The organism is Geoalkalibacter sp., assembly GCF_030604225.1.
Taxonomy (GTDB): Bacteria; Desulfobacterota; Desulfuromonadia; order Desulfuromonadales; family Geoalkalibacteraceae; genus Geoalkalibacter.
The window spans coordinates 25,757-43,750 of record NZ_JAUVWH010000008.1; the positions used below are offsets into that span (position 1 = coordinate 25,757).

General features: G+C 65.8%; 13 protein-coding genes and 1 pseudogene. 12 read left to right on the forward strand and 2 right to left on the reverse strand.

Features of this window, described 5'->3' with window-relative positions:
- Positions 1-8 precede the first annotated feature (8 nt).
- The 12 genes from QAT43_RS02145 (at position 9) to QAT43_RS02200 (ending at position 15,595) form a co-directional block, all read left to right on the forward strand.
- On the forward strand, positions 9-2,243 hold the full coding sequence (locus tag QAT43_RS02145; RefSeq protein WP_305041387.1) for an ABC transporter permease subunit: 2,235 nt from the start codon (positions 9-11) through the stop codon (positions 2,241-2,243).
- 13 nt (positions 2,244-2,256) lie between these two features.
- Positions 2,257-3,879 carry a phosphate ABC transporter permease PstA gene (gene pstA / locus QAT43_RS02150; RefSeq protein ID WP_305041388.1) on the forward strand — a complete coding sequence of 541 codons (1,623 nt, stop codon included), beginning with the start codon at positions 2,257-2,259 and terminating at the stop codon, positions 3,877-3,879.
- Between the two features lie 9 nt (positions 3,880-3,888).
- Positions 3,889-4,674: a phosphate ABC transporter ATP-binding protein PstB gene (pstB, locus tag QAT43_RS02155; protein WP_305041389.1), complete on the forward strand. Its 786-nt coding sequence runs from the start codon at positions 3,889-3,891 to the stop codon at positions 4,672-4,674.
- A gap of 11 nt (positions 4,675-4,685) precedes the next feature.
- Positions 4,686-5,348, forward strand: a complete 663-nt coding sequence (gene phoU, locus QAT43_RS02160; RefSeq protein ID WP_305041390.1) for a phosphate signaling complex protein PhoU — start codon at positions 4,686-4,688, stop codon at positions 5,346-5,348.
- 160 nt (positions 5,349-5,508) lie between these two features.
- Positions 5,509-5,937 carry a lytic transglycosylase domain-containing protein gene (locus tag QAT43_RS02165; protein WP_305041391.1) on the forward strand — a complete coding sequence of 143 codons (429 nt, stop codon included), beginning with the start codon at positions 5,509-5,511 and terminating at the stop codon, positions 5,935-5,937.
- A gap of 146 nt (positions 5,938-6,083) precedes the next feature.
- Complete coding sequence (locus QAT43_RS02170; protein WP_305041392.1) at positions 6,084-8,174, forward strand: DUF4388 domain-containing protein; 2,091 nt, start codon at positions 6,084-6,086, stop codon at positions 8,172-8,174.
- Positions 8,171-9,181 carry a lytic murein transglycosylase gene (locus QAT43_RS02175; RefSeq protein WP_305041393.1) on the forward strand — a complete coding sequence of 337 codons (1,011 nt, stop codon included), beginning with the start codon at positions 8,171-8,173 and terminating at the stop codon, positions 9,179-9,181. Before QAT43_RS02170 ends, QAT43_RS02175 begins: the two co-directional genes overlap by 4 nt.
- A gap of 332 nt (positions 9,182-9,513) precedes the next feature.
- On the forward strand, positions 9,514-9,732 hold the full coding sequence (locus QAT43_RS02180) for a hypothetical protein (protein WP_305041394.1): 219 nt from the start codon (positions 9,514-9,516) through the stop codon (positions 9,730-9,732).
- A 177-nt stretch (positions 9,733-9,909) separates the two neighbouring features.
- Positions 9,910-11,394 (forward strand): sigma-54 interaction domain-containing protein, encoded by a 1,485-nt coding sequence (locus tag QAT43_RS02185; RefSeq protein WP_305041395.1) that lies wholly within the window; start codon positions 9,910-9,912, stop codon positions 11,392-11,394.
- A gap of 179 nt (positions 11,395-11,573) precedes the next feature.
- Positions 11,574-14,198 carry an ATP-dependent chaperone ClpB gene (gene clpB, locus QAT43_RS02190; RefSeq protein ID WP_305041396.1) on the forward strand — a complete coding sequence of 875 codons (2,625 nt, stop codon included), beginning with the start codon at positions 11,574-11,576 and terminating at the stop codon, positions 14,196-14,198.
- A gap of 165 nt (positions 14,199-14,363) precedes the next feature.
- Positions 14,364-15,215 (forward strand): response regulator, encoded by an 852-nt coding sequence (locus tag QAT43_RS02195; RefSeq protein WP_305041397.1) that lies wholly within the window; start codon positions 14,364-14,366, stop codon positions 15,213-15,215.
- 104 nt (positions 15,216-15,319) lie between these two features.
- Positions 15,320-15,595, forward strand: a complete 276-nt coding sequence (locus tag QAT43_RS02200; RefSeq protein WP_305041398.1) for a thioredoxin family protein — start codon at positions 15,320-15,322, stop codon at positions 15,593-15,595.
- 64 nt (positions 15,596-15,659) lie between these two features.
- Here the strand turns inward: QAT43_RS02200 and QAT43_RS02205 are convergent, their stop codons facing one another.
- Both QAT43_RS02205 and QAT43_RS02210 read right to left on the reverse strand, forming a co-directional pair.
- Complete coding sequence (locus QAT43_RS02205; protein WP_305041399.1) at positions 15,660-17,525, reverse strand: B12-binding domain-containing radical SAM protein; 1,866 nt, start codon at positions 17,523-17,525, stop codon at positions 15,660-15,662.
- A gap of 21 nt (positions 17,526-17,546) precedes the next feature.
- A pseudogene (locus tag QAT43_RS02210) lies at positions 17,547-17,994 on the reverse strand (hypothetical protein); the annotation flags it as partial.

The window sequence follows — 17,994 nt, forward strand, 5'->3', positions numbered from 1 at the left end:
GGGAGTACATGGACCAAAATCTCCTCAAACGCATCAAGCGGCGGGATCGGGTGGCGCGCTGGGTCATCACCGCCGGCGGCTTTTCCGTCATCTTCTGCGTGGCGCTCATCCTCGTACTGATCGTACGGGTGACCCTGCCCCTCTTTCAGGCCTCCAAGGCGGAGGTCTTCGCCAAGCTCGCCCCCGAGGCCCTGACGCAAAACGGCGCGCGGGTGCTGGCCGCGGGCCTCGACGACTATCTGGAGAATTCCTACGTTCTCGCCGCCGATGGCTCCCTGAGCCTGTTCAACACCCTGACCGGGGAGTTGCTGGGTCGCGAGCCGTTGGCGCCGCCCGGCGCCGCCGATGCCCTGCCGGTGGACCTGGAGCGCAGCGGCGCGCCGCTTTACACGCTGTTGTGGAGCGACGGCGCGGTGTCCGTCGACGCCCTGCGCTTCGTGCCGCGCTTCGATGAGCGCGGGCAGCGCAGCATCGTCCATCGCCTGGAGCGCCTCGGTGAATTTGCTTCCGTCGCGGGGGATGCGCCGCAACGCATCCTCGCCCGGCCGCGCAAGGAGGACGGCGTGGTGCTGGTGCGGCAGTTCGGCGACAGCCGATTGCTGGTGACCCATGAGGTGGTCACGCGCAGCCTGTTCGGCGGCGAAAGCCGCGAAGCCTTCGAGGTGGAACTCGGCGAGACCGCCGGTGAAGTCATCACCGCCCTGGCCCTGGACAGCGACGGCAGCGACCTCTACGCCGGCACCGCGCGCGGCGAGTTGCTGCACTGGTCCCTGAGCGACCCCCAGGCGCCGCGTCTGGCCGAGCGGGTGCAGGCCTTTCCCGACCGGCGTGCCATCACCGCCCTGGCCCTGGTGTTCGGCGATGCTTCCCTGGCCGTTGGGGATGAACAGGGCGGGCTGTCCACCTGGTTCCGGGTGCGGGTGGCGCCGGACCGCGCCGAGTTCGAGCTGCGCCACATTCACACCCTCAAGAGCCATCCCGCCGCGGTGACGGCCATCGTTCCCTCGCAGCGCGACAAATCCCTGCTCAGCCTCAACCGCAAGGGCACGGCCCATTACGATCACATGACCAGCGGTCGCCATCTGCTGGCCCTGGACGCCCTTAATCCCCTTGCCCAGGTGTCCCTCAACGGCCGCAACACCGGCCTCATCGCCCTGGACAGCCGCGGCGAGGCGCTGGTCTGGCGCCTGGACGTGCCCCACGCCGAAGTAAGCCTGCGTACCCTGTTCGGCAAGGTCTGGTACGAGGGTTATCCCGAGCCGGCCTATGTCTGGCAGTCTTCATCGGGCACCGATGACTTCGAGCCCAAGATGAGCCTGACGCCCCTGATCTTCGGCACCATCAAGGGCACTTTCTACGCCATGCTGTTCGCCGTGCCCCTGGCGCTGCTGGCCGCCATCTACACCAGCAGCTTTGCCCGACCGCGCTTTCGCGAGATGGTCAAGCCGACGGTGGAGGTGATGGCCGCCATTCCCTCGGTGGTCATCGGCTTTCTCGCCGCCCTGTGGCTGGCGCCGCTGCTGGAGCGCAACATCGCCTCATTCTTTCTCAGCGCCGCCTTCATCCCGAGTTTTCTGCTGCTCGGTGTGCTGCTCTGGCAGGCGCTGCGCAAGATCGCCCCGCTGCGCAAGGTCGAGCGCGGGTTCGAGTTCCTCACCCTGGTGCCGATCCTGTTGCTGGCGATCTATGCCGCCTTCGCCCTGGGGCCCTGGTTCGAGCAGCTGGTGTTCGGCGGCGATTTCAAACTCTGGCTGTTCAATGAGACCGGGGTGCGCTACGACCCGCGCAACTGCATCGTCATCGCCTTCGCCCTGGGCTTCGCGGTGATTCCCATCATCTTCACCATCGCCGAGGATTCCCTCTCCAACGTGCCGGGCAGCCTCAAGGCCGCGTCCCTGGCCCTGGGCGCGAGCCGCTGGCAGACCGCCTGGCGGGTGGTGCTGCCCTCGGCGAGCCCGGGCATCTTCGCCGGCACCATGATCGGCCTGGGGCGCGCCATCGGCGAAACCATGATCGTGCTCATGGCCACCGGCAACACGGCGATCATGGACTGGATCATCTTTAACGGCATGCGTCCGCTGTCGGCCAACATCGCCGTGGAGATTCCCGAGGCCCCGGTGGGCGGCACCCTTTACCGGGTGCTGTTTCTCTCCGCGGTCCTGTTGTTCATGATGACCTTTGTCCTCAACACCGCGGCGGAAGTCTTCCGCCAGCGGCTGCGCAAGAAATACGGCCGGTTCTGAGGAGGCCCCGACTTTGAGCAATCTGCACGGCAAATCCATGAGAAAATTCTGGCGCACCGGCGAGCCCTGCGTGTGGTTCACCGGCGCCGCCCTGTCCCTGACCCTGCTCATCGCCGCGACCCTGGTGGCGGTGGTGCTGGTCAACGGCCTCGGCGTGTTCTGGCCGTCGCGCGTGGCGCTGCTGGAACTCACCGACGGCAGTCGCCTCATCGGCGAGGTGATGCGTTTCGAGGAGCGCCCCGAGGGCGCCGGCGAGCGCCTGCAGCTCAAGATCGGCAACCGTGACCTCTACGGCCTGGATTTTCGCTGGGTGAATGCCGATGAGGTGGCGCGCAAGAGCTTTCCCGAGGAGATCGTCGTGCTCGAACGCAGCGAGCACGGCAATTTTTACGGCTATCTGCGCGCGGTCGCGGCGCCGGGCCTCGATCTGCCCGCCGATCTCGCGCCCCTGGAGGCCTTTGGCCGGGCCTCGGTCGCGGTGGCGGAGCGGCAACGCGACATTGATGCCCTTGGCGCGCGCCTCGCCGGGCTCAATTCGCAGCTCGAGCGCCTGCGCCTGCAACTGCTCAAGCTCGAATATCGCGGCCGGGGCGGCGAGGATGCGGCGGTGCTCGACATCAAGCGCCGGCGCACGGTGCTCAAGGATGACTTCGAGCAACTAGTGGCGCGTCAGGGCCTGATGCTGGCCGAGCAGCGCCAGATCCGCGCCGAGTTCGAGGAGGCCGGCGGGCGCGTCAAGGAGATCGCCCTGGCCGAGGTGGTGCGCCTCTATCAGCCCAACGCCATGTCGGTGCCCGCCAAGGCCTGGTTCTACCTCGGCAAGCTCAAGGAACTGCTGTTCGCCGAGCCGCGCGAGGCCAACACCGAGGGCGGGTTGTTTCCCGCCATCTTCGGCACGGTGATCCTGGTGTTTCTCATGACCCTGGTGACCTTTCCCATGGGCGTGATCGCCGCCGTGTACCTGCGCGAATACGCCAAGGAGGGCCTGCTGGTGCGCATCGTGCGCATCGCGGTGAACAACCTGGCGGGCATCCCCTCGATTGTCTACGGCATTTTCGGCCTGGGCTTCTTCGTCTACGGGGTGGGCGGCGCCATCGACCAGCTGTTTTTCCCCGGGCGCCTGCCGACGCCGACCTTCGGCACCGGCGGCATCCTCTGGGCCAGCCTGACCCTGGCCCTGCTCACCGTGCCGGTGGTGATCGTCGCCACCGACGAGGCCCTGGGCGCCATTCCCGGCGGGGTGCGCGAGGGCTCCCTGGCCCTGGGCTCGACCAAGTTCCAGACCCTCATGCGCATCCTGCTGCCCATGGCCTCGCCGGGCATCATGACCGGGCTGATCCTGGCCATGGCGCGCGCCGCCGGCGAGGTGGCGCCGCTGATGATCACCGGGGTGGTCAAGCTTGCCCCGGCGCTGCCCCTCGACGGCACCTTTCCCTACCTGCACCTGGACCGCAAATTCATGCACCTGGGCTTTCACATCTACGACATCGGCTTTCAGTCGCCCAACGTCGAGGCGGCCAAGCCCATGGTGTTCGTCACCACCCTGCTGCTGGTGCTGATCGTGCTCGCCATGAGCAGCGTCGCCATCCGTTTGCGCAACAAGATGAAAAAACGCTACACTTACAGCACTTTCTAGGACGAAGGCATGACACCCAAGACCAGCGACATTGCGATTACCGATCCCGTCATCGAGGCGGACAAGCTGCATTTCTACTACGGCTCGAGCGAGGCCCTGCACGACATCAACCTGCGTTTTCCGCGCAAGCAGGTGACCGCCCTCATCGGTCCCTCGGGTTGCGGCAAATCGACCTTCCTGCGTTGCCTCAACCGCATGAACGACCTCATCGACAACACCCAGGTGGTGGGCAGCATCCGCCTCAACGGCACCGAGGTCAACTCGCCCAACATCGACGTCATCGAGCTGCGCCGCCGGGTGGGCATGGTGTTCCAGAAGTCCAATCCCTTTCCCAAGACGATCTTCGAGAACGTGATCTACGGCCTGCGCATCGCGGGCATCAAGAACAAGGCGGTGCTTGAGGAGACCTGCGAGAAGGCCCTGCGCGGCTCGGCTCTGTGGGACGAGGTCAAGGATCGCCTGCACCAGTCGGCTTTGGGGCTCTCGGGTGGGCAGATGCAGCGTCTGTGCATCGCCCGCGCCATCGCCGTCAACCCCGAGGTGATCCTCATGGACGAGCCGTGCAGCGCCCTGGATCCCAAATCCACGGCGCGCGTCGAGGAACTGATCAGCGAACTGCGCGAGAACTACACCATCATCATCGTCACCCATAACATGCAGCAGGCCGCGCGGGTCTCGGACCACACGGCGTTTTTCTTCGAGGGGCTGCTGGTCGAATACGGCCCGACCAAGCAGATGTTTCTCAAACCCAAGCACAAGCAGACGGAAGACTACATCACCGGACGCTTCGGTTAAGGACTCTCGCCATGACACTGCACATGCAACGCGAAATGGAAAAACTCAAGAAAAGCATCCTCGGTCTCGGCGCCCTGGTCGAGGAAACCGTGCAGAAGGCGGTGCTGGCGGTGGAAAACCGCGACATCGCCCTGGCCCAGGCGGTCATCGCCGGCGACGATCAGATCGACGATCTCGAAGTTGATTTCGAGGAGGACTGCCTCAAGGTGCTGGCCCTGCACCAGCCGGTGGCCAACGATCTGCGCTTCATCATCGCGGCGCTCAAGATCAACAATGATCTGGAGCGCATCGGCGATCTGGCCACCAACGTCGCCGAGCGCGCCCTGGCCCTCACCGAATTCGAGGCGATCCCCGCGCCCTTCGCGTTCTCGGCCATGGCGGACAAGGTCGAGGAAATGCTCAAGAAAAGCCTCGATGCCCTGGTCAACAACGATTTGCGCCTGGCGGCCCAGGTGTGCCGCATGGACGACGAGGTCGACGGCCACCACAAAAACACCTACAGCCTGGTCAAGGAAGAGATCCGCAAGCACCCCGAGCGCCTCGACTGCCTGATGCACTATCTGTCCATTTCGCGGCATCTGGAGCGCATCGCCGACCTCGCCACCAATCTCGCCGAGGACGTGATTTACATGATCGAGGGCGATATCGTGCGCCATACCTCCCTGACCCGCTGACGGCCAAGGCCCGGGGGCAGGGTGTGGTCGGTCCCGCGGGGCGCGGCGGCATCGCTTGCATTTTTTTTATGAAAAAAGTCGTTTCCCTTGGGGAACGGCTTTTTTTTTGCAAAAACTCTGCGCTATACTGCGAAAATTGTCAGGCGCAAAGGAGTCATACGTGCGGGACAAGGGAATCCTGGGGCTGCTGGTCGCGGCCCTGCTGTTGTGCGGAGGCACGGCGGCCCGGGCCTTCTGCTTCGAGGAAGCCGGCGCCGAATACAACGTGCCGCCGGGCCTTCTCTGGGCCATCGCCAAGGTCGAGTCGGGGTTCGATCCCCTGGCCTTTCAGCGCAACGCCAACGGCAGCACCGATTTCGGGGTGATGCAGATCAATTCGAGCTGGATCGGCCGCTGGCCCGATGTCAGCCTCGAAACCCTGCGCGATCCCTGCAGCAACGTGCGCATCGGCGCGCGGGTGCTGGCCGACTGCCTGGAGCGACACGGCTACACCTGGGAAGGAATCGGCTGCTACAACGCCCTGAGCATCGACAAGCGCGCCGCCTATGCCCGGCGGGTCATCGCGGTCATCGAGCGCATGCAGCCCTGAGGTCGCCGCTGCGTCGGTCCATCGCCCCCCACCCCTGACGGGTCGGGGGGCCGTTGCACTTTTATTGTTTTTGGAATGCCTGAATGCCGTGTTTTGCCGGAGGGGTTCGCCTTTCGGCAAGACCCTCGCGTAGGGGATGAGCTCTGATGGTTCGTGGATTCGACAAGCTGTTCCTGTTGCTGGCCCTGCTGCTGGGCCTATCGAGTGTCGCCCAGGCGCGCCTGACCCTGGGCGTGGTGGAGAACGCCAATCTGCTCGCGCCGCGCGAGGCGCAATTGCGCCTGCTGGCCGACTACCTCGCCGCGGAACTGGGCGAGGAGGTGCGCATCCGCCTGTTCCACGAACCGCAAAACCTGATCTTGTGGATGACCCGTCATCGCGAAATCGATCTGGCGGTGCTTCACCATGACCAAGTGCGGGGGCTGCGGGCGGGCGAGGTGCTGCCGGTGGCCGACTTCCAGCGGCGCGGCCAGGCCGGCCTGGCGGTGGACCAACTGGTGGCGAGTCAGGGCCTGAATGCCGCCCGGCGCGCCCGCCTGCAACAACTGCTCACGGAGATGGAGCGCAGCCCCGCCGGGCGCCGCACCCTGGAGCAGCTGGGTGTCGAACGGTTCCTGGCGCCGGGCAGCGGTCAGCCGCGCCTCGCCGAGGTTCGGCCGGAGCCTGCTCCCGCCCTCGCGCCCCCCGCTCGGGTCGCTCCTCGTCCCGCTCCCGCCCCCGCGCCCCAGGTCAGCAGGCAGCCCCCGCCGGCCGCCCCCGCACCCCGGCCGCAACCCGCACCGCAACCCGCGGTCCCGCCCAGCGAGCCGCCCGCCGTTGCGCCGGCCGAGCCGCCGGCCGAGCCGCCGGCCGAGCCGCCGGCCGAGCCGCCGGCAAGCGTCGCTCCCGCACCCAAGCCCGCCGCCCCAGCGCCCCGGATCTGGGCCGACGAGGCCGCCGGCAAGCCCGATGCCGCTCCCGCACCCAAGCCCGCTCCGGTTCCGGAACCGGAGCCTTCTCCGGTACCAGAACCTGCCGCGCCGATACAAGAAACCGCTCCGGCGCCCGCCCCGGCACCGGAAGCCGCTCCGCCGGTACAAGAAACCCCTGCGGCACCCGCCCCCGCGCCGGCGCCGACACCGGCGCCCCCGGCCGAGGTTCCCGTTGGGCCCGGCGACAAGGTCATTCCCGGCTGGCGCAAGGCCCTCGATCTGCTCATCGTGCTGGCCGCCGTGGGCGGCACCCTCTGGTTTTTCCGTCGTCGGCGCCGGCGGGCCGATCAGTCGGCCCAAACGATCGAGAAACGCCGGAAAGCTTTCGAGCAGCGCGACGCGGACGGTTATCTGGAAATTTCCGGCGAATCCCTCGCGGATGCCCCGACTTTGCGCGCCGAGCCCCGTGCGGGGCGCGCCGCCAAGCCGCGCGTCGCGCCCCCGGTTGCCGTCGCGCCCATCACGGCTCGGCCCCAGGGACCCATCGAGGTCGCCGGCGGCGATTATTGCGCCTTGAACCCGGCGCAGCTTCAGGGAACCCTTGATCTGGCGGGGGTCTTTTCCCTGCTGCGCATGATCGCCGATTACCCGCGCCCCGGCACCCTGGTGGTGCGCAGCCCCCATGACGAAAAACGCATTCACTTTCGCAACGGGCACATCTCCGCGGCTTTTTCCCTCAACCTCGCCAACCGGACCCAGGCCGGCTTCCTCATGAACAAGCTCGGTTACCTGCTGGTGCGCATGGGGATGGTGAGCGAGCAGCAGCGCGACCGCGCCCTGGATTTCTGCCGGCAGCATCCCGGCAAGCGTCTCGGCGAGGTGCTGGTGCAGAGCGGCGCGCTCACCGAGACCGATCTCAAGCGTGCCTTGCGCACCCAGGCCGAGGGCGTGGTGCTCTCGCTCTTCCTGTTCCCCCAGGGACGTTTCGAGGTGGCGGGCGAATCCCTCGACATCAGTTTGGACGACGACCTCGGCATCGCCGTGCAGGACATCATCAAGGAAGCGACGCGCTACCAGGAGGAATGGGACGGCTTGCGCGCCAGCATTCCTTCCCTGGATACCGTCATCGCCTTTGATGAGGATGGGCGGGCCAAGCTCGATACCGCGCGCATGACCGAGCATCAGAAGCTGATTCTCTCCCTGGTGGACGGCAGGCGCAGCCTCAAGGACATCTGTCGCGAGGCGACCATGCTCGATTTCGAGGTTTACAAATTCATCTATCTGATGGTGCGCGCGCACATCCTCAAGCCGGTGGTGGCGTCTTGAAACGAGCCGTCGGCAAGCGGGATTCAGGCCTGGGATTCAAGGCGTGGCCGGCCGCCATCTGCGTGGCGTTGTGCCTGCTGGCGGGCGCCGCGTCGGCTCAGGCCGGCCAGGATTTCTCCCTGTGGTTGGAGGACATGCGCGTCGAGGCCCTGGCGGCGGGCATCTCCCCGGCGCTGCTCGACGAGGCCTTTGCCGGTCTGGAGCCCCTGGAGCGGGTCATCGATCTCGACCGGCGCCAGCCCGAGTTCACCCAACGCTTCGAGGATTACGTGACGCGCCGGGTGAGCGCGGCGCGCATTGCCCGTGGCCGCGAACTGCTGCGGACCCATGCCGTCACCCTGGAGCGCGTTTCCCGGCACTATGGCGTGCCGCCGCGCTTTCTCGTGGCTCTTTGGGGCATCGAAAGCAATTTCGGGCAGCACACCGGCAACTTCTCCGTGATCCAGTCCTTGGCCACCCTGGCCTATGAGGGGCGACGCGGCGCCTATTTTCGCGGCGAACTGCTCCAGGCCCTGCGCATCGTCGAGGCCGGGCATATTCCCCTGGCGCGCCTGACCGGCTCCTGGGCCGGGGCAATGGGCCAGGCCCAGTTCATGCCCTCGACCTTTGCCGGCCATGCCGTGGACGGCGACGGCGACGGGCGCATCGACATCTGGCAGTCGGTGCCTGATGTCCTGGCCTCGGCCGCCAATTACCTGGCCCGCATGGGTTGGCAGGCGGATCAGACCTGGGGGCGGCCGGTGCGCCTGCCCCGCGGCTTCGATGCCCGCCACGCCGGTTTGGAGACGCGCAAATCCCTCGCCCAGTGGCAAAAACTCGGCGTGCGGCGCGTGGACGGCAGCGCCCTGCCGGTCCGCGACCTGCACGCCTCGCTGCTGCTGCCCGAAGGGGTGGGCGGGCCCGCCTATTTGGTCTACGACAACTTCCGCGTGCTGCTGCGCTGGAACCGCTCCAACGCCTTCGCCGTGACCGTGGGCACCCTCGCCGATCGCCTCGCGACCCCCTGAAGCAAGCGGTTTGGCCGCTGCCCCTTCTGTTTTCATTCTCCGTTACCCTTCAGCCGTGACGCTGTAAAGCGCAGCGCTCCGCGGCGCGTGCTGAACAGTGACCTTTCCCCTGTGATTTTCCGTAAATTTTTCTGCTTTTTCCCCTTGGCTTTTCCGTGCGCGGGAGTATAATGTTTCACCAGAAGAGGGAAATAATAACGAAAAAAGTATCCTCTTTATGGTGAGATGTTATTTATGTGGGACAAGGGGGCAACGCGGAGGAGGCCATGAGGGAAAAACTGATCGAGGCAGAACTGTGGGATTCAACGGATCAACGCAACCCGACCCAGGACGTGATCTGCGCGTGGAGCGTGCTCTCGCGCCTGGGCGCGCCCTACCGCTACGGCGGCCGCACGCCGGACGGCAGGCTCGAGTATCTGGTGCTCAACCTGGCGGGCGGCGAGGTGGTGGCCTCGGGATGCGGCGCCACGCCGGCGGAAGCCATGTGCCGGGCGGCGCTCGCCGCGCGCTGTGCCCAACTGCCCAGGGAAGCGCTGGTCACCAGTCACTGACGGGATCCGTCGACCACGAAAAAACGCCCCGTCGCGGGGCGTTTTTTCGTGGCGGTGCGGGCATGCGCCTTTTGTGCTGAAAAAATTATAGGAATTTCAGCGGCCTGGCTTTTCTCTACGCCTTGCGGGACCCTGCCGGAGTGGTTAAATTAGGAAAAACCACCGACAGGAGTGCTCATGGCGTCGCCCCTGCATCCATCCCCCCCGTCCCATCTTCCCGCGCCCGCCCCCGATCTGGTGGTGCGCGGCGCCGACCATCTCTGGCGCATCGAGCGGATTTCCTCGGGCTTGGCCCGCTGGGTCAACGAGTCGCCCGAGGCGCTGGCGGGTCGTTCCCTGGCGGCCGTGTTTCCCGACACCTTGCCGGATCTTGGCGAACTGGCGCGCGAGGTGGCCAACCAGGGCGAACTTCTCGAGGGCGTGCCGGTGCGTTTTTCCCGGGACGGGCACGCCACTGCCTTGCTGGCCCTGGTGCAGCCGGGCGGCCTGACGGAGGATTATCGGGGGCGGCGCGTGCTGTTTCGTTTCCAGCGCACCGAGGCCGAATCCGAGGAGGCGGTGCAGGAGTTTCACGGCCTGGTCGGCGCCAGCCCGGCCATGGCCGAGGTGCGGCGCAAAATCGGCCTCTACGCGGCTTCCGACGCCTCGGTGGTGATTACCGGCGAAACCGGCACCGGCAAGGAACTGGTGGCGCGTGCCCTGCACCTGGAAAGCGTGCGTCGCGCCGGACCCTATGTGGTGATGAACTGCGCCGCCATCGCCGAGGATCTGCTCGAATCCGAACTCTTCGGCCACGAGAAAGGCGCCTTCACCGGCGCCCTGCGCACCCACCGCGGGCGCTTCGAGCGGGCTCACGGCGGCAGCCTGTTTCTCGACGAGATCGGCGACATGCCCCTGCACACCCAGACCAAGCTGCTGCGGGTGCTGGAGGCCGGGCGCATCGAGCGGGTCGGCGCCGAGCAGGAACAGCAGGTCGATGTGCGCGTGCTCTGCGCCACCAACGTGCCCCTGGAGCGGGCGGTGAGCGAGGGGCGGTTCCGCGCCGATCTCTATCACCGCGTGGCGGTGCTGCGCATCCATGTCCCGCCCCTGCGCGATCGCGTCGAGGACATCCCCCAGCTGGTGCGGCATTTTCTCGACATCTTCAACCGCAAGTACGGCCGCGTCATCCATCGCCTGACGCCGGAAGCCCGGCAGATTCTCGAGGCCTACCTGTGGCCGGGCAACGTGCGCGAGCTGCGCAACGTGCTTGAACGGGTCTACGTGGAGACCCAGGCCGAGGTCATCGGCGCGCGCGCCTTTCGCGACTGGATCGAGGAGCGGCAGAGCTTCGCCCCGGGCGGCTGGAACCTCGACGCCGGCGTGGAGCGCAGCCGCGGCCAGGCGCCGGTGTACGCCTCCTTCCAGCCCCAGCGCGCGGCGCGCGCCCTGCCGCCCGGCGGCGGGCGGGTGTTCGATGCGGAATTCCTCGCGCCCGAGGGTGCGTCGGACCGACAGCGCTCGACCCGTCCCGCCGACCTCGACGCCGAGGAGATCCGCCGGGCTTACCAGGCCGCCGCGGGCAATCTCGCCGGCGCCGCCCGCCTGCTCGGCGTGCATCGCGCCACCCTCTATCGCTATTTGCGCAAACTGGGTCTGGAGCGTGAGGCCCTGGGGGAGTGATGCGGCAGCATGCGACGCCGCAAACCCAAGCTCGACGCCAACGCGACGTCGCAAGGCCCAAGCGTTATTTTCTAAGTTCTTGATTTTGCTTTCCTGGTGGATTGCCCAACGTCGGCACGAAATCTGATGATAAGGTTGACGGCAAGTCCCTATCATCCACCAGCCCGCGAGGAGCAACAATGGACATCAACAAGCTGACCGTGAAAACCCAGGAAGCCTTGCAGGCGGCACAGAGCCTGGCCATGAAATACGGCCACGTGGAGGTCGACGGAGAGCACCTGCTCGCCGCTCTGATCGAGCAGGGCGGCGGGCTGGTGCCGCGCCTGCTGCAGAAAATGGACGTCGATCCCCAGGCCTTCGCCGCCGAGCTGCGCCGCGAGCTGGAGCGGCGCCCGAGCGTTTCGGGGCCGGGTATCGAAGCGGGCAAGGTCTATGTGACCCAGCGCTTCAATCGCCTGCTCATCAAGGCGGAAGAAGAAGCCAAGCGCCTGCGCGACGACTATGTGAGCGTCGAGCACATTCTGCTCGCCATCGCCGAGGAAGGCGGCGCGACCGCCGCCGGGCGGCTGTTCAAGCAGTTCAATCTGAGCCGCGACCGCATCCTGCAGGCCCTGACCGCCGTCCGCGGCCATCAGCGCGTCACCAGCCCCGACCCGGAAGGCACCTACGAGGCGCTGGACAAGTACGGCCGCGATCTGGTCAAGGAGGTGCAAAAGGGCAAGCTCGATCCGGTGATCGGCCGCGACGGCGAAATCCGCCGGGTGATCCGCATCCTCTCGCGCAAGACCAAGAACAACCCCGTGCTCATCGGCGAGCCCGGCGTCGGCAAGACCGCCATCGTCGAGGGGCTGGCCCATCGCATCGTGCGCGGCGACGTGCCCGAGGGCCTCAAGGACAAAAGCATTTTCGCCCTGGACATGGGCGCCCTGGTGGCCGGCGCCAAATATCGCGGCGAGTTCGAGGAACGGCTCAAGGCGGTGCTCAACGAAATCCGTCAGAGCGAGGGGCGCATTCTGCTGTTCATCGACGAGCTGCACACCATCGTCGGCGCCGGCAAGGCCGAAGGCTCCATGGATGCCGGCAACATGCTCAAGCCCATGCTGGCGCGCGGCGAGCTGCACTGCATCGGCGCCACCACCCTCGATGAGTACCGTAAGTACATCGAAAAGGACGCCGCCCTGGAGCGGCGCTTCCAGCCGGTGCTGGTCGAGCAGCCCACGGTGGAGGACACGGTGAGCATCCTGCGCGGCCTCAAGGAGCGCTTCGAGGTGCACCACGGCGTGGCCATCCACGACAACGCCCTGGTGGCGGCGGCGACTCTGTCGCACCGCTACATCAGCGACCGCTTCCTGCCCGACAAGGCCATCGATCTGGTGGACGAGGCCTGCGCCACCATCCGCACGGAGATCGATTCCCTGCCCCAGGAGCTTGACGAGGTGACGCGCCGCGTCATGCAGCTCGAAATCGAGGAAGCGGCCCTCAAGAAGGAAAAGGATGCCGCGAGCCGCGCGCGCCTCGACGCCCTGAGCCGCGAATTGGCCGAGTTGCGCCACCAGGGCGACGTTTTGCGCGCCCAGTGGGAGCAGGAAAAGGAAGGCATCCGCAAGTTGCAGGGGCTGCGCGAGGAAATCGAAAAAGTGCGCCAGCAGATCACCGTGGCCGAGCGCGAGTATGATCTCAATCGCGCGGCCGAGCTGCGTCACGGGCGTCTGCCGCAACTGGAGAAGGAGCTCCATGAGCGCGAGGCGCAATTGAGCGGCGAACAGGCCGGACCACGCCTGCTGCGCGAGGAAGTCACCGAGGAAGAGATTGCCGAGATCGTTTCGCGCTGGACGGGGATTCCCGTGACGCGCCTGGTCGAAGGCGAGCGAGACAAACTGCTCAAGCTCGACGAGGTTCTGCACCAGCGCGTCATTGGTCAGGATGAAGCCGTGAATCTGGTTGCCGACGCCGTAATCCGAGCGCGCGCCGGCATCAAGGATCCGCGGCGCCCCATCGGTTCCTTTATTTTTCTTGGCCCCACCGGTGTGGGCAAGACCGAGTTGGCGCGTGCTTTGGCGCAAACCCTGTTCGACAGCGAAGACAACATGGTGCGCATCGACATGTCCGAGTACATGGAAAAACATGCCGTGAGCCGCCTGATCGGTGCGCCTCCAGGCTATGTGGGCTACGAAGAGGGCGGACAGCTGACCGAGGCGGTGCGGCGCAAACCCTATTCCGTCATTCTTTTCGACGAGATTGAAAAAGCGCACCAGGATGTGTTCAACGTGCTGCTGCAGATTCTCGACGACGGACGGGTCACCGATGCCCAGGGGCGCACCGTGGATTTCAAGAACACGGTGATCATCATGACCAGCAACATCGGCTCGCACCATCTGCTCGACGGCGTCGACGCCCAGGGCGGCATCAAGGAGGGCGCGCGCGCCCTGGTGATGAAGGAGTTGCGCGCTCATTTCCGCCCGGAGTTTCTCAACCGTGTCGATGACCTGGTGCTGTTCAAGCCCCTGACCCTGGAGGAAATCAAGCGCATCGTCGATCTGCAGACCGAGGATCTGCGCAAGCGCCTGGCCGGGCGGCGGCTCAGCCTGGAGCTGAGCGAGGAGGCGCGCGCCTACATCGCCGAGGCCGCCTACGACCCGGTGTACGGCGCGCGGCCCCTCAAGCGCTACCTCCAGCATCAGCTCGAAACGCGCATCGGCCGGGCGCTTATCGCCGGGGATATCCGCGACGGCGCGACCATCCGCATCGCGCGCGGCGTCGAGGGGCTGGAGGTGAGCCATGTGAACCCGCCGGCGGAGGATTAAGGCGCACCGGTCGGAACAGGTTTGGTGCAAGGGCGTCGCCAGGGTGCGGCGCCCTTTTTTTTTGAATTAATATGAAACCGGTCAAGAAAGGTTTGCAATTCGAGGAAAAGCTAAATATGATTAATTTTTATGAATTGGTCGCGGCAAACAAGGAGATAAGCACCCATGAGTCGACGCAAGCGGTTCGGCGAAATCCTCATCGAGGCGGGCCTCCTCAACGAAGAGCAACTGCGGCAGGCCCTGGAAAAACAAAAAGGGACTCGGCAGCGCCTGGGGCGCGTGCTGGAGGAACTCGGCGTCGTCACGGAAAAGGATATCGCCGTGACCCTGGCCCGTCAGTTCGAGTTTAAGACCGTGAGCGGGCTGGCCCGATTCAGTTACTCCCAGGAGGCATTGGATCTGGTGAGCGGTTCCCAGGCCCTTGAAAAGCTGATTTTTCCCCTCAAGAAACAGGAGCGCACCCTGTTTCTGGCCATGGTCAATCCCCTGGACATGGAAACCATCGACGGCCTGACCTTCCGTAACGGCTTGAAGATCGTGCCCTGCGTCACCACGCCCTCGGAAATCCAGGCGGCGGTGGATAAATTCTACCTGAGCAAAAAAGAGGAGGCGTCCTCGGACTGGTGGACGATTCTCGTCGTCGAGGATCAGGAACTGACCCGCGCCGCCGCGGCCGCCGCCCTGAGCAAGCAGGGCTACAAGGTGGTGCAGGCGGAAAACGGCGCCGAGGGTCTCAAGGAGGTCCATCAGCGCAAGCCGCATCTCATCGTCGCCGACACGGTCATGCCGCGCATGGACGGCTACGAGATGTTTCGCGCCTTGCAGGCCTCGCCGGCCACGGCGCGCATCCCGGTGATCGCCATGTCGTCAAAATCCTCGGCCGAGGAGGAGGCCCATGTCCTCGACCTGGGTTATTTTGACTTCATCGCCAAGCCCATCAATCCGGTACGCTTGACCGCGCGGGTGCGCCGGGCGCTGAAAATGGTCTACGGTGACCAGCCCCCGGCATCGCGCTAGGACGCTGAAATCGTCGTGATTTTTACCGATTTTCCTTGCCTGGGGCGGCCTGCGGGTTATAATATAACCGAAATTGTCAGCAAATAGCCGAAAGGGAGGAAGGAATGCGCATCGATGTTCTCTGCAAACCCGAAGGCGATAAACGATGTGAACGCACCCTCTCCCGGGTGCGTCAGGCGCTGGAGAATTTGGGCATGGAAGCCGAGGTGCATCTTTACCGCGACCAGCGCAAGATGATCGACTGCCGCGTGTACGTGGCACCCGCGCTGCTCATCGATGATATCGTTCGCGTGGCGGGGCGCGTTCCGACCGTCGAGGAAATCGAGCGCTTGCTGCGCGAGCGGCCGCGCTACCTGAAACGCATGCAGGCCGTGGCCTGAAACGGCTGGGCCTGATCCCGAAGCCAAACCCCTCGAACCCTCCAAGGCCGCTTGGGGGGTTTTTTTATGCCTCGGGGGGCAGCAAAATGCCCTCGGACACCGCGAAATCGACGAACTCCTCGCCTTCGCGGCGGTTGATGCTGCCGGCGAAGATCTCCCGCGGGGAGCGGCTGCCGTCGCTGTGGTCGAGCAGCTTGGCGAAGTCTTCCTCCAAGGACTCGCAGTAAACCTCGTTGCCGCGCCGCGCGAAGAGGGCCGCGGAGCCCACGGGCCGAAACAGGCGGGTGAACTGTTCCAGGTCCATGTCCTCGACTTGCAGCAGATCGATGATCTCGTAGCGAAAGCGCACCAGGTGCGCCGCCGGGTTGAGGCGCCAAGGCGTGGTCCAGAGGTCGCGGCCGCGCAGCAGCTCGCTCTCGACGGGCAGGGTCTCGGGGCCGAGCAGGGTCTCGGCGTAATAATAGTGGTAGCGGATCAGGTCGCGCGCCGCGGGAATCAGATGGCCGCGCTCCCGCTGGGTGAGCAGGTGCGCGGTGAATTCCATGTGCAAATCGCGAATGGCGCGCGGCAGCCAGGCCTCGCTGTCGCGGATCGCGGCCTCGCCCAGCGCCTTGTCCGCGCGCAGCCAGCGCAGGAATTCCTCCAGCAGCGCCAGGGCGCCGAGACCCGCGCCGCGTTGCAGGGGCACGAAAAAACCCACGGCGCGTCCGCGGTTGTAGAAGATGTCGGTGACGGCGGCCAGCAGGCACGCCTGCTGGAGATCGTCGGCCGGGAAGCCGGGCGCGGCTAGGATTTCATAGGGCGGCGCGGGTTGGCTGTCCAGCCCCAGGCGCTCGCGTTCGCGATGCAGAATGGTGCCGGGCAGCACCGCCAGGGGAAAGATGTCGATCTGGTTGGGACGCTGCTCCAGGGCGAATTCGAGGCTCGCGCCGAATCCGGCGAGGCTGTCGCCCGGCAGGCCGTAGATCAGGTCCAGTCCGTAAGTCACCCCCTCGGCGGCGAGCAGATGAATATTTTTGCGAAAGTCATCCGGGTCGAGGTTGCGGTGGATGGTCCTGAGCACCTTGGGGTGCGCCGATTGCAGGCCGATCTGCACCGAGCAGGACAGGGCTCCAAGCAGATGGGCGGTCTCCCGATCGAGAAAGTCGGCCTTGGCTTCGAGATGAAAGTGAATGTGCGGCGCCTTTTCGGCGAGCAGGCGCAGCAGCTTCTTGCCCCGCTCCGGCGGGTAATTGAAGGTCGAATCGAGCACCCAGATCTGCGCGACGCGCGCGCGCACGAACAACGCGAGTTCCGCCTCCAGGCGCTCCCAGGGCAGGGGGCGCACGCGATTGCTGCCGCGGCTGTCAAAACAAAAGTCGCAGGCAAAGGGGCAGCCGCGCGAGGTTTCCCAGAGCAGGCCGCCATCGGCGGGGGGAGTCAGTACCCCGCTCAGCCAGGGCGAGTTCAGCTTGTCTACCTCGGGCTGGGGGGCGGCGGGACCGCTTTGCAGCTGTCCGCCGTCGAAACGCGCGACGCCGGGGGGCGGTTGCGCGGTGTCGGGGGAGAGGGTTAGGACTTGGGGCAGGATGTCCTCGGCCTCGCCCTGGATGAGCAGGTCGATGGTCCCGGGGGCGAGCAGGGCCAAGGGGGCAGCGCCGGCTTCGGGACCACCGGCGATGATGCGCAAGGCGGGCTGCCGGCGCCGCAGCAGCGCGGCTAGTGCCAACAGGCGGTCGCGGTTCCAGACGTAGACCGGCAGGGCCACCAGATCCGGGGCCGCGTCGAGGACTGCCTCGGCCATCTCATCGAGGGATTGGCTCGGAAAAAGATCGACCAGTCGCGCATCGCGACGTGTTTCCTCGGGCAGGGCCGCGACCAGGCAGCCGGCGGCCAGGGGCACGGCCTGGGCGGAGGGGCGTACATGCAGGGTGGCGAAGACAATGCGCATGGGGTGATCCTCGGCCGGGGTTTAGCCTGTCTGCCTGCCGGGGGGCGGCAGGTCAAGGGCATCGCTGGTGCAGGCAATCCCGTGGCGATCAAGGACGGCCTGCATTTGCTTATATTGTCCCTTGAGATGGGCGAGCGTCAAATAATAGCTGTGGGTCATGACCTGGCAACGCGCCTCGAAGCTCATGGGATTCTGCAGAAAGAACAGGGATTCGGTCGGTTCGGGCTCGATGAGCAGGATATCCACGTCGGGGTGGTTGCGCCGCAGCAACTCCAGGCTAAGGGCCAGCTTGAAGCGGTCCTCGATGCGCTGCGCCTGCCCCCAGACGTAGCTCATCCCCAATTCGGCGATGCTGGAGCAGCGCCCGTAGGAGAGGGAGGGCAGGCAGGCGTGGCTCGGATCGTTGAGCATGGGCACCAGGGGATTGACCACGATGATGAGCCGCGCGCCATGGGCGATGGCGATGTCG